This is a genomic window from Microbacterium sp. ZXT2-5, from assembly GCF_055329545.1.
Window position 1 is genome coordinate 1,283,260 of record NZ_JBUZWD010000001.1, and the last position, 13,888, is coordinate 1,297,147.

Here is a 13,888-nt window from a genome sequence, read left to right on the forward strand (position 1 = left end):
CGGACGCCGCGGCCATCCCCCGGGCGTCAGTCCGCGTCGCGACGCCACGTGAGGGTGACGGTGAAGTTCGCCTGCACCGCGGTCGACGCGATGACGGCGCCGAGGTCGGCCGACAGCTGCAGCCCGAACTCGACCCTCACCTCGGTCGGCGGATTCGGGCCGGACCGCACGGCGTCGAGGACGGCGGCGGCGGCCGGCCGTGCCCGCTGCACCACGCTCTCGAACGACTCGCTCGCCCGGGTGACGACGGCCTCGGTGCGAGCGCCGCCACGGAAGACGGGGCCGGGCGAGGCATCCGTCTCGGGAGCGTTCGAGGCGACGACGATGGAGCCGCCGTCGCCCAGCGCGAACTCGACAAGCTGCGTGACCATGGCACCCGCGCCTCCCCCCGGCGGCCGGCTCGCCTGCCGTGGTGGGAGTCTCCCGCAGGCGGCGGCGCGGTGCAACGGGCAGGGCGCCGGGTCCGGCGGCGGTTCCCCGAGCGGCGTTACAGTTGGGCCCAACGGCACGAGGAGGAGTCATGGCGAACACCGATCGGGATCTCGAGCCCGGAGGCGAAGTCGACCTCGCGATCGAGCGCGCGCTCGAGGAAGTGAACCTTCGTGCCGGCGATGCGACGAGCACGTCGACGGCCTACATCCTCGAGGACCGCGAGGTGTCCGCCGCGGAGGCGGGCGACGCGGACGCTGACGGCGACTGAGGGCCGACCGCACGGCGACATAGGGCGACGGTTGTCAAGACCACCGTGCGCCGGGCGTCGCGTCGTACGCTCCGAGGAGGCCCCGCCGCACCTGGGAGGTTCGCACGATCGTGGGACGAACGACTGATCCGGTCCTCCGCGACCCCTCGCCGGATGAGCAGACGCTGACGGCCGGCGACGAACGTGACCGTCGGTCACTCATCGCGCCAGGCCTCCCCCGCGACCGGTGGTGCGCAGAGGCCCTCGCCGAGGCGGTGAGCATCCCGGACCTCGGGCGCGACATCCCGGCCACCATCGACTGGTGCGTGCGGGTCGGACGTGAGGCCCCCGCCGCGGGCGACGGACGCACGACGGAGCTGTGGGACCTCCTCGCGGCGACCGCGGCACGCGATGTCGCAGCGGCCCGCGTCCTGGAACCCCACCTCGATGCGCTGAGCATCCTTCGGCAGGCCGGCACCGATCTCGCCTCCGGCGCCGATCCGTGGCGGGTCCGGGATATCGGGGTGGATGAGTCCTCGTCGTGGGGCGTCTTCGCGGCGGAAGGGCCGGGGATGCGCGTGGACGCGGGCGAGACGTCCTCGGGGTGGCGGCTCACCGGCACCAAGCCGTGGTGCTCCCTCGCGGCGCACCTGTCCCACGCCCTGGTGACGGCCTTCGTCGGCGAGGAGCGCCGTCTGTTCGCGGTCGCGCTGCGCGAGCCGGAGGTGCACCCGCACGAAGGGCCTTGGGTGGCGCGCGGCCTGCCCGACATCGTCAGCGCGCCCGTCGACTTCGACGGGGCCCGCGCGGTCCCGGTCGGCGCCGCCGGCTGGTACCTCTCGCGCCCGGGTTTCGCGTGGGGCGGGATGTCGGTCGCCGCCTGCTGGTGGGGCGGTGCGCGCGGGATCGCCGACGCCGTTCGCGCGGCGGCGTCGTCGGAGCGCGCCGACCAGATCGCCCTCGTCCACCTCGGGCGAGCGGATGCCGCGCTCTGGGGCGCCCGCGCCGCGCTGCGGGAGGCAGCCGCCCTGATCGACGGCGGGTCCGTCCCGGACCCCCGGCTGCTGGCCGAGCGCGTCCGCACGACCGTCGTCGGCGCCGCGACCACCGTTCTCGCCGAGGCGGATTCGGCCCTCGGCCCGGGCCCGCTGGTGTCGGATGCCGCATACGCACGCAGGGTGGCCGACCTCCACCTGTACCTCCGGCAGCACCACGGGCTGCGGGATGCCGCACGGCTGGGACGCCTCGCGATCGAGGGCGAGCGCGACTGATGGCGCCGTTCAGCCACCTCGACGACGGCACCGCCGAGTCGGTCTGGCGCGACGAGCTGGCGCGCCGCACGTTCCGTCGACTCGACGATTCGTTCGAGCAGCTCGTCGTGGTCGCCGCGCATCCCGACGACGAGACCCTCGGCGCGGGTGGGCTCCTCGCCCGCGCCGCCCGGCGGGGAGCGCGGATCGTCGTGGTGATCGCGACCGACGGCGAGGCATCCCACCCGGAATCCCCCACGCACGACCAGGCGACGCTCGCGCGCTTACGCCGCGAGGAGGTGGGCCGGGCCGTCGGGCTGCTGGCGCCCGACGCCGAGGTCACCTTCCTCGGCCTGCCGGACGGCGGCCTCGACCGGGTCGAGGGCGAACTCGGCGAGCGCCTCGGCGCCGTCCTCGACGAGGTGCCGGCCGTGGACCCGCATCGGGTGGTCGTCGCCGCTCCGTGGGCGAAGGACCGCCACCGCGACCACCGGATCGCCGCCGAGGTCACCGCGGCGATCGCCGCCCGTCGCGGATTCACGCTGCTCGGGTATCCGGTGTGGGCGTGGCACTGGGGCACGCCGGCGGACCTGCCCTGGGAACGGCTGGTCGCACTCGCCCTCGACGACGGCGAGCGCCGCGCGAAGCGGCAGGCACTGGCGTCGCACACCACCCAGACGGCGCCGCTGTCCGATCTGCCCGGCGACGAGGCGCTCCTGCACGCCGGCATGCTGGAGCACTTCGACCGCGACGTCGAGCTCTTCGTGGTCGAACCGGGCGCCCTCGAGCATTCCCAGGAGAGTCTCGACGCCCGCTGGTTCGACGACTTCTACCGGCGCAACGGCGACGACCCGTGGGGATTCGAGTCGCGGTGGTACGAGCGGCGCAAGCGGGCGGTGCTGATGGCGACGCTGCCGACCGCCGAGCTGGGCGACGTCTTCGAGATCGGCTGCTCCACCGGAATGCTCACCCGCGAGCTCGCCGACCGCGCGAGACACGTGATCGCGATGGATGCCGCGGCCGCCGCCCTCCAGACGGCCCGCGCCCGCCTCGGCGACGGTGCGCGGGTGTCGCTCCGCCGCGGTAGCGTCCCGGCGGACTGGCCGGAGGGCCGTTTCGACACGATCGTCCTGTCAGAGGTCGGCTACTACCTCTCTCCGTCGGACCTGCAGCGCACGATCGCGCTGATCGAGGGGTCGCTCGCCGACGACGGCCGGCTGGTCGCCTGTCACTGGCGTCACCCGGTCGCCGCGTATCCGCAGGCGGGCGACGACGTGCACGAGGCGCTCCATCGCGTCGCGGCGTGGGACGCGATCGTCCGCCACGAGGAGCGCGACTTCGTGCTGGAGGTCTTCGCCCGGCGTCCCGCGCGCTCGGTGGCCGAGGCCGAGGGACTCGTATGAGCCGCCGGCAGGCCGACGTCATGGTCGTGGCCGTCCCGGTCCGCGACGAAGAGCTGCTGCTCGAGGCATCCCTGTCGGCCCTCGCCGTCGCCGTCGACCGCGGGTCGGCGGCCGGCATCAGGACCGAGGTGCGCATCGTGCTGGATCGGTGCACGGATGCCTCCGCCGACGTCGCCGCGCAGTTCGCGTTCCCCACGCTCGTCTCGACCGCCGGCCGGGTGGGCGCCGCCCGCGCCGCCGGCATCGCCCACGCGTTGAACGCGCTCGCGGGCGTCCCGCTCGAGCGGGTGTGGATCGCCAGCACCGACGCCGATTCGCGGGTGCCCGCAGGGTGGCTCACGCACTTCCGCGAGATCTCGCGGATCGCGGACCTGTGCGTCGGCACCGTACGGCCCGACTTCGATGACCTGTCGGTCGCGCAGCGCGCCCTCTGGCTGCGCACCCACACGCGTGGCCGACCCAACGGGCACGTCCACGGCGCGAACCTCGGGCTGAGCGCGCGCACCTATCTCGACGCCGGCGGGTTCGCGCCGCTCGGTGAGCACGAGGACGTGGACCTCGTCACGCGGTGCCGCAACCGCGGCGCGCGTATCGTCGCCAGCGACGAGGCCGAGGTCATCACGTCCGGCCGCCTGACCGGCCGGACGCCCGGTGGGTATGCCGGGTACCTGCGCCAGCAGGCGACAGATCTCGCACGCGACGCCTCGGAATAGACGGTCGCGTCGACCGGAACCGGAACAACAGTGAAGGAGCTGTCATGGACGAATCGCCGACAGGCCCATCGGAACGGATCTCCACCACCGACTTCCGCCGGGCGAAGAAGACGGCGGATTGGCCGGTCACGCCTTTCGGTCCCGAGGCCGTCTTCACCGCCGCGTCGTTCTCACAGGCAGCGGAGCTCATCGCGCCGATCGTCGCCGCCGCCGAACGGTACGGGGTCCACCCGGACGTCGACCTGCGCCCGGAAGGGGTCGTCGTGCGCATCCCGGCAGACGACGACGGCATCCCCGCGGCGGCGATCGCGTTCGCGGCGGAGGTATCCGAGGCGGCCGCGGAGCTCCGGCTGGCCGCCGAACCCTCGCGCGTGCAATCCATCGGCGTTTACGTCGCCCAGAACTCACGGGCCGACGTCCGTCCGTTCTTCCTGGCCGCGCTGGGCTACTCCGCGTGGGGCGACACGGATGCCGTCGACCCGCTGCGCCGCGGACCCCAGCTCGCCTTCAACCCGATCGCCGGCGACGTCGCGGCGCGAGGCCGCACGCACTTCGACGTCTATGTGCCCGCCGACCAGGCGCAGGCGCGAGTGGACGCCGCCCTCGCCGCCGGCGGGAGACTGGCCGACGACACCCACGCTCCGGCGTGGTGGTCGCTCGCCTCGCCCGACAACCACGGCGTGGACATCGCCGCCTGGGCTGACGCACCTCGCTGACACGACGACGCGGCGGGGGCTACGTTGGGCACAGTCGTCCCCCAAGGCTTCGGAGGCCCGACCATGAGCGTTCCCCTGACCGCCGAGGCGCTTGACGCCGCCATCGCAGCGGAGTCGTTCACCGGTGTGCTCACGATCGATGAGGGAGACACCCGCACGCTTGAGCGCTGCGAGGGATTCGCGCACCGCGCGCTCGGGGTGCGCAACACGCCGAGCACCCGCATCTCGGCCGCGAGCGGAAGCAAGGGCTTCACCGCGCTCGTGATCATGCGACTCGTCGAGGACGGCATGCTCGGCCTCGCGGATCCCGTACGTCCCCTGCTCGGTGACGACCTGCCGCTGATCGACGACAGGGTCACCGTCGAGCACCTCCTCACGCACACGTCCGGTATCGGCGACTACCTCGACGAGGAGGGCGACGGAGAGATCGACGACTACATCTTCTCCCTGCCGCTGCATCTGCTCGCCGAGACGGAGGGGTTCCTCCCCGCCCTCGACGGCTTCCCGCAGAAGTTCCCGCCCGGCGAGCGCTTCTCCTACTGCAACGGCGGCTACGTGGTGCTCGCGCTTCTCGCCGAGCGCGTCAGCGGCCGCGGCTTCCACGACCTGGTCCACACGGAAATCTGCGACCGGGCGGGTCTCACCGGGTCCGCCTTCCTCCGCTCCGACGACCTCCCGGGCGATGCCGCGCTCGGCTACCTGGAGGGGGAGGGCGACCGCACCAACGTGCTGCACCTCCCGGTACGCGGCAACGGCGACGGCGGCATGTACTTCACCGCCGATGACCTGCACCGATTCTGGAACGCACTCCTGGACGGCAGGATCGTGGCGCCAGACACGCTCGCCGAGATGACCCGTCCTCGCCTCGATGTGCCATCGGAGCACAAGCGATACGGGATGGGGCTGTGGCTGGGCCGCCGCAACTCGTCGCTGATCCTCGAAGGCTACGACGCGGGCGCGTCGTTCCGGTCCACCCACATCCCGGAGACCCGCACGACGGTGACGGTGCTGGGCAACAGCTCGGAGGGCGCCTGGCCGGTGATCTACGCCCTCGCCGACGCCATGGACGGAACCGTCCGGGGCAGGTTCCCCGACGAGAACTAGCGCGTACCCCGGCGCACAAGGGTCCCCGCTCGGGTCCCACCTCCGAATCCCTCTGACGGTCGCGCGACATGTGACGCGGCGGCTCCACGGTTGATCGCTGAAGGGATCGAGCGCACGATGGGCTCATGGATGCCGCAGCGCGGCGATGGTGTGCAGTACGCGCCGGCAAGGGGGCATCGAGTCCCCCTCTCGGAGCGAGCCGACGTCATCGCGGCCTGATCGCCGCCGCATCGGCGACGGGGATCGTGATCGCCTGCCTGCTCGTCGCGTGCTCGCCGGAGAGCGGCGCCGCAGGACCGACCCCGTCTGCGACCTCTTCTAAGGGCGGTGAGGATGTCATGAATGATCCCGACAGCTCAGGCCTGTCTGACAGCGAGAGCGCCGAAGCGGCATCGGAAGTCGTCTACGCAGACCTGATGGCTGACCCGCAGGCACACCTCGATGCGCGCATCCGAGTCGGGGGCAACGTGTTCTTCTTCCCCGAGTGCCCTCCGCCGGGGTCGTCCACCGCCAAGTGCACTCTCCTCGGATACCTGGTCGGTCCTGAGCAGCGGACGTTCATCGCCGCCGACACCTCGAGGGCGCTGCCCCTGATGGAGAACGGCGTCCGCGTCGCCTGTGACGAGAGCGGTGACGCCCGCCCGGCGTGCGCGGGCTGGACCGCTGATGCCACCTACACGCTCGAGGGAGTCCTCGTTCGGCAGGTGCTCGGTGGCCGCGAAACCGACCTGTTCCAGTTCGACGTGACCGAAAAGAGCGAACCCCAGCCGTGGTAGGCGAGCCCGCGCGAAACTCACAACACTTCCCGTAGACAGCGCGAACAGCCAGGTCTATGGTGTGCCCTGTCAGGCGCTCGTCACAGGCCGATTCCAATGCTCCCGCGAGCGCTATTAGGGGACTGACATGACCGAGCACTTTGTCGCGCCTGCGATTCGGAAGTCGATCGGAACAAGCCGGATTCGAGTCAGAAGATTCGCGTCAGTGGTCGCGGCGTTGGCGTTGGTGGCCGGTGGCCTGATCGCCTCGCCCGCCATGGCGGCGACGATCGACGCGGACTACGAGGCCCAAGGCCCTGCCCCGATCACGGGCGGTCAGGTCGAGAACGTCACGCCCAACAACGAGGTCTCCGGTGCAGTGCACACGATCGTCGCTCATCCCGCCGACGCTGACATCGCGTGGATCGGGACGGTCAACGGCGGCGTCTGGCGAACAGGCAATGCAACGGCGGCCTCGCCCACCTGGACTCCGCTGACCGATCAGCAGGCGAGCCTCTCGATCGGCGCGCTGGAGCTCGACCCGACCGTGGCGACCAACACCGTCCTGCTGGCCGGCATCGGGCGTGTCAGCTCGTTCGGCCGGATCTCGGGACCGCAGACCGGACTGCTCCGCACAGCCGACGGGGGCACGACCTGGACCCCGCTCGGGGCCGCCGCGCTCACCGGCGAGAGCATCTCGGGAGTCGCGCCTCGCGGCAACACCATCGTGGTCGCCTCGAACTCCAACACCAATGCCATCGGCGCGGGTCAGGGCGGCATCTTCCGCAGCACGAACGGCGGCACGACCTTCGTCCGCCTGTCCGGCAATGGCACGAGCGGCCTCCCGAACGTCGGTGTGTTCGACCTCGTCGGCGACCGGTCCAACAACGCGGTGCTCTACGCGGGCACCCAGCAGGGAATCTTCCGCAGCGTCGACACCGGCGCGAACTGGACGAACGTGACCAATCAGGTCACCGGCATCAACAACGCAGGCACGAACAACCTCGAGCTCGCCGTCCACAACACCGCGGGCAACAACGTCGTGTACGCGGGCGTGGTCAACAACGGCCAGCTGAATGGGCTGTGGCGGTCGGCGAACCAGGGCGCGAACTGGACCCAGCTCGACACCCCCGTCACCAACGAGGGCGGCGTGGTCGTCGGCCTGCAGCCGCGCGAGAAGCCGGGCGGCCAGGGGGGCGTGCACTTCTCGATCGTCGCCGATCCGGCGAACGCGAACCTCGTCTACGTCGGAGGCGACCGGCAGCCGCTCAACGGCGGCCCGAACACCGGAACCTTCCCGAACTCGATCGGCGCCAACACCTTCAGCGGACGCCTCTTCCGCTGCGACGCGTCGCTTGCCGCGAACAGCCAGTGCACACCGCTGACGCACAACGGCACCGCCAACAACAGCGCCCCTCACGCGGATTCGCGCGAGATGGTGTTCGACGTCAACGGCGACATCCTCGAAACGGATGACGGCGGCGTCACCCGCCAGACCGACCCGTCGACGACCAACGGCCGCTGGCAGTCGATCAACGGGAACCTCCAGATCGCGGAACACCACTCCTGCGACTACGACAGCGTGGGCGACCTGATCCTCTGCGGCGACCAGGACACCGGAGCGACTGAGCAGTCGGCTGCCGGAAACCCCAGCTGGGTTCAGCTCAGCCAGGGCGACGGCGGCTTCGTGGCCGCGAACGACTCGGGTGCTGCGTCGGTGCGGTTCAGCAGTTCCAACAGCTTCGGGGCAGGGTCGTTCCTGCGCCGTACGTGCACCGCCGCCAACGTCTGTGTGAACGGCGCGCCAGGATTCAACGTGGTCGGACAGGGTCAGACCATCCAGGCATTCGAGGTGGATGGTGCGGGCAACTCGACAATGCCGCTGTACACCCCCCTCGCCATGAACACGCTCGACCAGACCCGATTCATCGTGTCGTCGTCGACGCGCGTGTACGAGTCGACCGACTCGCTGGACAACCTGAACATCATCGCCACCGGCCTCACCGGCACGACCCGGGCGATCGCCTACGGTGGTCGCGCGGGCGGGTCGGACAACGCCGGTGTGCTCTGGTTCGGCGACAACTCCGGTCAGCTCTTCCTGCGCAGCGCCGGCGCGGGTGCCCCGGCCCAGCTGCCCGGCTGGACGGGCGGCAACACCAGCGACATCGTGCTGAACCCCGAGAACTGGGCCGACGCGTTCGTCGCGGCCGGCGCCCAGGTCTTCCGCACCGTCGACGCCGGGGGCACGTTCACCGACATCACCGGCAACCTCGCCTCAGTCGCGCCTGGTGCGAATGTCCGCTCACTCGAGGTCCTGCCCGTCCCGGGGATCGATACGCTCGCCCTGCTCGCGGGGACCGACACCGGCGTCTTCGTCTCGCAGACGCAGAACCTCGGCGTCTGGGCCGAGCTGGGCAGCAACCTGCCGAACACGATCGCGTTCGACCTGCACGTCGACGAGACGGATGACGTGCTGCTCGTCGGCACGATGGGTCGCGGCAGCTGGCTCGTCGAGGAAATCGAGGACGCGATCCCCGTCGCCGACGTGAGTGTCGCCAAGACGGACTCCCCCGACCCGGTCATCGCCGGCGAGGAGCTGTTCTACACGGTCACCGTCAGCAACGACGGTCCGGATGCCTCCGCCGGCGTCGTCGTCGTCGATGATCTGCCCGACCAGGTGGCGTACCTGTCGGACGACGGAGGCTGCAGCTATGCCGCCGTCGAACATCGCCTGACGTGCGCCGTCGGCGACATCCCGGCGGGCGAGAGCAGCTCGTTCGTGATCAAGACCCGCGTACACGCCGACACCGTCGTCGCGGAGGACGACGGCACGATGCTGATCGAGAACGTCGTCTCCGTCTCGGGTGCGAGCGTCGACGACGATCTCTCGAACAACTCGTACACGCAACGGACCTTCGTCCAGGAGCGCGCAGATCTCAGCGTCACCAAGGTGTGCAAGCCGGACGGTCAGCTGCCGGCGGGACAGACCGGCATCTGCACGGTCTTCGTCGACAACCTCGGACCGTCGTCGGCGCGCGACATCGTGCTCACCGACGCCAACCTGAGCGACGGCGCCTTCACCATCGGAAGCGTGACGCCGAGCCAGGGGAGCTGCACGGCGCCGGTGAACGGTGTCATCACGTGCCAGCTCGGCGACCTGGACGCGGCGTCCGCGTCGTCCATCGGCCGCGCCTCGGTCACGATCGAGGTGTCCGCCAACGAGGCCGTCGACATCAACGACGTCGTTACAGTGACCTCGCCGACACCCGATCCGGTGGCAGCCAACAACAAGGCGCAGGAGTCGATCAGCGTGAGGGCCGTGTCGGACCTGTCGGTCGACAAGACCGGCCCGGCAACCGCGACCGCGGGAACCGATATCTCCTACACGCTGTCGATCAGGAACGACGGACCGTCGACGGCCACGGGCGTCGTCATCCGCGATGTGCTGTCGGCCGGCGTCACGATCCTGTCGGTCAGCGGGTCGAACGGTGCGTCGTGCAACGCCGGCGTACCCGGCGATGCCGCGCTGCCGACGGTCTGCTCGTTCGGAAACCTCGGCTCCGGCGCGACGAGGACGATGACGATCCAGGCGCACATCCTGCCTGGCTTCACCGGTGCGCTGCACAACGACGCCCGGGTATCGTCCGATGTCTTCGACAACGACCTGTCCGACAACCTGGATACGGTCGTGACGGACGTCGCGGCTTCGGCTGATCTGTCGATCACCAAGACCGACACCCCCGACCCCGTCCTCGCGGGCAACGACCTCACCTACACGATCACCGTTGCGAACGGGGGACCGTCGACGGCCACAGAGGTCAAGGTCACCGATGACCTCCCCGACGGCACGTCGTTCGTCGAGGGCGTCGACGGCAACGGCGCCACGATCTGCGCACTCGTGCAGCCCGGCACCGTCGTCTGCGACATCGGCACGATGCAGCCCGGCGCGAGCGTGACGATCTATCTCACGGTCACGGTCGATCCTTCGCTGCCGCCGACCGCCGTGCTGCAGAACACCGCAACAGTGTCGTCGGCGACGCCGGATCCCGATCCGGCCGACAACACCGCGAACGCGTCCACCGACGTGAACACGGCTGCGGATGTGTGGATCGACAAGACGGCCGAGCAGCGCTCCGGGAATCCGGCGCCGGTGATCGTCTACACCCTCACCGTGCACAACGACACGGGGTGCGAGTCCGACGCGCAGTCGACGCCCACGCCGAACTGCGGCACGGGCGGGCCCTCGGACGCCCAGGACATCGTCGTGGTCGACGTCCTGCCGCTGACGGCCAAGAAGCTGGTCGTCCAGTACGTGTCTCCGCAGTGCACCTACTCGAAGACCACGCACCGCGTGACCTGCACGGCCGACCCGCTGCCCGCGGGTGCCACAGTGCAGTTCGTCATCGAGGCGCAGGCGAGCGGCAGTGTCGGCACGATCCTGAACTCGGCGTCCGTCACCAGCTCGACCGCCGATCCCGACTCGAGCAACAACGCAAACTCTGCGTCGATCGTCGTCAAGGGAGGGACGGGCAAAAAGCCGTGACGAGCCGGATGCCGCCGCGCGACCGGATCGCAGTTCCGGGGCGTCGCGTGCGAGGCCGGTCGCGTGCTGTCGCAGGTACCCGGCATATCGGCCGGGGGTCCGGCCGCTCAGGCGGCCGGACGTGATGACCTCCGCTTCGTCGCTGGCGACGATGCGGGCGTCGCGGTTGCGGCGCCGTGTGACGAGGTTCACGTCCTCTCGCTCACCGAGCGGCGCCAGCTCGCCGGCGGCGGGATAGGCGCACGCGTTCCACCACCCGAGATTCGCGCCTCGTCCTGATGCGGGTTCTGTACAACGTTGCAAATTTCTCTTGACCTTCACTCGCCCGGGACATCACGATGGGCGGGTAGGGAATTTACGACGTTGTAAACCGCACACGCGGAGCTTCGTCGCCGCTCCGCCGGCGGTTCATCCCTCCCGGCGGGCAAGGCTCCCGCATGACGCCATGCGGGAGGTCACACGAGAGGAAATCAAAGGTGATGTGGACAGATCAAGGGCGGGGCACTGAGAAGCGCTCCCGTCGTGTGTTGGTGGCGATGGCCACTGCGGCCGCGTTGGGAGTGTCTACCCTCCTCACGGCGCAGCCGGCCGCCGCCGCCGAAGACCCGTGGGTCGCCGAGATCGACAACGTCGTCCCAGACGTCTACCGGTTCACGGTTCCCAACTCGGCGATTCAGCCGGCGACCGGCATCGCGGGCTCGGTGGTGGCGGTCGAAGGCAACTTCGCGCCGGGCAAGACCTGGACGACCCTGAACATGGGGTCCGGCGGAGGCAACTGGACCTCGACCATCGGCCCGCTCGAGCCGGGTCTGTACTACTACCAGTACTCGGCACGACCGTCGTGGGGTGAGGACGCCATTGCGTTCCGCAACCCCGCCAGCGCTCAGGAGGTGACGTCGAAGCCGACGTGGAACACGCTGTTCGTCGACGGCCCGGGCGCCGAGTGGCTCGCGGACGAACCCGCGGGCGGGAGTCTCGAGGAGCTCAGCTACGACAGCTCCGTCGCGGGCGCCGAGCGGTCGGCCCTCGTGTGGACGCCCCCGGGTTACGACGAGAACCGCGCGGAGCCGTACCCGGTGCTCTACCTCCTCCAGGACGAGGGTCAGAGCTATCGCGAATGGGTCGAGCTCGGGCGGCTGAAGCAGATCCTCGACAATCTGACGGTCGACGGGGACGCCGAGCCGATGGTCGTCGTGATGGGCGACGGCGAGACGGATGAGATCCGCGGTGAGGTGGTCAAGAACCTGCTCCCGGCTGCGGAGGGGGCGTTCAACATCTCGGGCGACGCCGATGACCGCGCGATCGCCGGTATCGGGCGTGGCGCCGAGCAGGCTCTCAGCCTCCTGGTCAGCGCCACGGGCGAGTTCTCGAACGTGGGCTCCTTCTCGGGTGACCTCGAGCAGAACGTGGGCAAGGGCAAGGCGCGGCAGATCAACGACGCGACCGACCTCATCCGCCTGTACGTCGGGAACGTCACCGACCCGAACTACAACCCGACGGTGGCCCTCGCCGACAAGCTCGGTGCCGCGGGCGTCAAGTTCCAGTCGGACGGCTCCGACCCCGAGACCGGCGGCACCTGGGACACCTGGCAGAAGAACCTGCACGACTTCGCGCAGCGGGTGTTCCAGGCCCCAGGCGACACCGGTCCGAGTGAAGGCCACCTCCCGCTCGAGCCGCACTCGCTCCCGGCCCCGGGCACCACTCCGACGCCGTGGATCGACGAGAACGGCGTCGTGACCTTCGAGACCGGGACGGAGTTCGCCGACGCGAACAACGTGACGGTGTGGGGCAACTTCGGCCCTGCCGGCAGCTGGCCGCGCACGCCCATGACCAAGCAGGACGACGGCCGCTGGCGCCTGACGATGCCGGTCGAGGCGGGCTCGTACTACTACAAGTTCGTGGTCGAAGGTGTCGACCACAAGGACGAGACGAACCCGACGACGGTGTTCTCCGAGCCCAACTGGAGCACGTTCCAGGTGCCCGGTGACGAGACGCTGCGCGGCGAGTACACGACCCCGGTCGCGCCCGAGCTGCGCGGCAGCGTCGAGGTCATGAACTACACGAGCACGGCGAACGGCAACCCCGAGCGCTCCGCGTACGTGTGGACGCCCCCGGGCTACGACGCCGAGCGTGAAGAGCCCTACCCGGTGTTCTACCTCCAGCACGGCGGCGGACAGACGTGGACGGACTGGATCGAGGTCGGCTTCGCCGCCCAGATCCTGGACAACCACTACGCCAAGGGCAACATCGTGCCGATGGTGGTCGTCATGGCCAACGGCAACGGCGTGAACTTCCCCAACGAGATCACGCAGCGCATCACCGTGGCAGCCGAGGCCCAGTACAACGTCAGCAGCGAGGGTGAAGACCGGGCCCTCGCGGGACTGTCGATGGGCTCCGGTGCGACTCTCACCACGCTGTGGGCGCACCCGGGTGAGTTCGCGTACATCAGCGGGATGTCGGCGTTCGGCAGCGTTCCCGCCGGCGCCGACGTCGCAGCGATCAACGAAGGCACCAAGCTGCTGCGCATCTACTCCGGTGACGTCCAGGACTTCACCTACGGAGCGACGCTGAGCCTGATCAGCAGCATGACCAACCGCGGTGTCGAGCATGAGTTCGCACCGATCATCCCCGGCCCGCACAGCTGGGACGTGTGGCAGAAGTCATTGATCGACCTGCTGCCGCGCCTGTTCCAGGGCTGACGCCTCGGGCGCAATCGGGTGACACG

The 13,888-nt window shown here is 70.0% G+C and carries 10 protein-coding genes; 9 read left to right on the plus strand and 1 reads right to left on the minus strand.

Going from position 1 to position 13,888, the window contains the following annotated elements; translation table 11 throughout:
- Positions 1 to 26: 26 nt before the first annotated feature.
- Positions 27 to 371, minus strand: coding sequence for a CU044_2847 family protein (locus ACZBH1_RS05525; RefSeq protein ID WP_463645761.1), 345 nt, complete (start codon positions 369 to 371; stop codon positions 27 to 29).
- A 149-nt stretch (positions 372 to 520) separates the two neighbouring features.
- On the opposite strand from ACZBH1_RS05525, the gene ACZBH1_RS05530 reads away from it, so the two are divergent.
- From ACZBH1_RS05530 to ACZBH1_RS05570, 9 genes are all read left to right on the plus strand, one after another.
- Positions 521 to 700 (plus strand): hypothetical protein, encoded by a 180-nt coding sequence (locus tag ACZBH1_RS05530; protein ID WP_463645762.1) that lies wholly within the window; start codon positions 521 to 523, stop codon positions 698 to 700.
- A 110-nt stretch (positions 701 to 810) separates the two neighbouring features.
- Positions 811 to 1,950, plus strand: coding sequence for an acyl-CoA dehydrogenase family protein (locus tag ACZBH1_RS05535; RefSeq protein WP_463645763.1), 1,140 nt, complete (start codon positions 811 to 813; stop codon positions 1,948 to 1,950).
- Positions 1,950 to 3,332, plus strand: coding sequence for a PIG-L family deacetylase (locus tag ACZBH1_RS05540; RefSeq protein WP_463645764.1), 1,383 nt, complete (start codon positions 1,950 to 1,952; stop codon positions 3,330 to 3,332). The genes ACZBH1_RS05535 and ACZBH1_RS05540 overlap by 1 nt, the downstream gene beginning before the upstream one ends.
- Positions 3,329 to 4,045 (plus strand): glycosyltransferase family protein, encoded by a 717-nt coding sequence (locus ACZBH1_RS05545; RefSeq protein WP_378879532.1) that lies wholly within the window; start codon positions 3,329 to 3,331, stop codon positions 4,043 to 4,045. Before ACZBH1_RS05540 ends, ACZBH1_RS05545 begins: the two co-directional genes overlap by 4 nt.
- Before the next feature lie 44 nt (positions 4,046 to 4,089).
- A complete protein-coding gene (locus tag ACZBH1_RS05550) occupies positions 4,090 to 4,761 on the plus strand; it encodes a VOC family protein (protein ID WP_336393889.1) in 672 nt (223 codons plus the stop codon).
- Between the two features lie 63 nt (positions 4,762 to 4,824).
- Positions 4,825 to 5,865: a serine hydrolase domain-containing protein gene (locus tag ACZBH1_RS05555; RefSeq protein WP_463645765.1), complete on the plus strand. Its 1,041-nt coding sequence runs from the start codon at positions 4,825 to 4,827 to the stop codon at positions 5,863 to 5,865.
- Between the two features lie 338 nt (positions 5,866 to 6,203).
- Positions 6,204 to 6,641, plus strand: a complete 438-nt coding sequence (locus ACZBH1_RS05560) for a hypothetical protein (protein WP_463645766.1) — start codon at positions 6,204 to 6,206, stop codon at positions 6,639 to 6,641.
- 256 nt (positions 6,642 to 6,897) lie between these two features.
- Positions 6,898 to 11,163: a hypothetical protein gene (locus ACZBH1_RS05565; protein WP_463645767.1), complete on the plus strand. Its 4,266-nt coding sequence runs from the start codon at positions 6,898 to 6,900 to the stop codon at positions 11,161 to 11,163.
- Positions 11,164 to 11,699: 536 nt separating this feature from the next.
- The gene (locus ACZBH1_RS05570) at positions 11,700 to 13,862 is read left to right on the plus strand and encodes an alpha/beta hydrolase-fold protein (protein ID WP_463645768.1); all 2,163 of its coding nucleotides are present in this window, start codon (positions 11,700 to 11,702) and stop codon (positions 13,860 to 13,862) included.
- Positions 13,863 to 13,888: the final 26 nt, after the last annotated feature.

Excerpts from the sequence above, each read along its gene's own strand:
- ACZBH1_RS05525 (WP_463645761.1), bottom strand. The coding sequence starts at position 371 with ATGGTCACGCAGCTTGTCGAGTTCGCGCTGGGCGACGGCGGCTCCATC.
- ACZBH1_RS05530 (WP_463645762.1), top strand. The coding sequence starts at position 521 with ATGGCGAACACCGATCGGGATCTCGAGCCCGGAGGCGAAGTCGACCTC.
- ACZBH1_RS05540 (WP_463645764.1), top strand. The coding sequence starts at position 1,950 with ATGGCGCCGTTCAGCCACCTCGACGACGGCACCGCCGAGTCGGTCTGG.
- ACZBH1_RS05545 (WP_378879532.1), top strand. The coding sequence starts at position 3,329 with ATGAGCCGCCGGCAGGCCGACGTCATGGTCGTGGCCGTCCCGGTCCGC.
- ACZBH1_RS05550 (WP_336393889.1), top strand. The coding sequence starts at position 4,090 with ATGGACGAATCGCCGACAGGCCCATCGGAACGGATCTCCACCACCGAC.
- ACZBH1_RS05555 (WP_463645765.1), top strand. The coding sequence starts at position 4,825 with ATGAGCGTTCCCCTGACCGCCGAGGCGCTTGACGCCGCCATCGCAGCG.
- ACZBH1_RS05560 (WP_463645766.1), top strand. The coding sequence starts at position 6,204 with ATGAATGATCCCGACAGCTCAGGCCTGTCTGACAGCGAGAGCGCCGAA.
- ACZBH1_RS05565 (WP_463645767.1), top strand. The coding sequence starts at position 6,898 with ATGGCGGCGACGATCGACGCGGACTACGAGGCCCAAGGCCCTGCCCCG.
- ACZBH1_RS05570 (WP_463645768.1), top strand. The coding sequence starts at position 11,700 with ATGGCCACTGCGGCCGCGTTGGGAGTGTCTACCCTCCTCACGGCGCAG.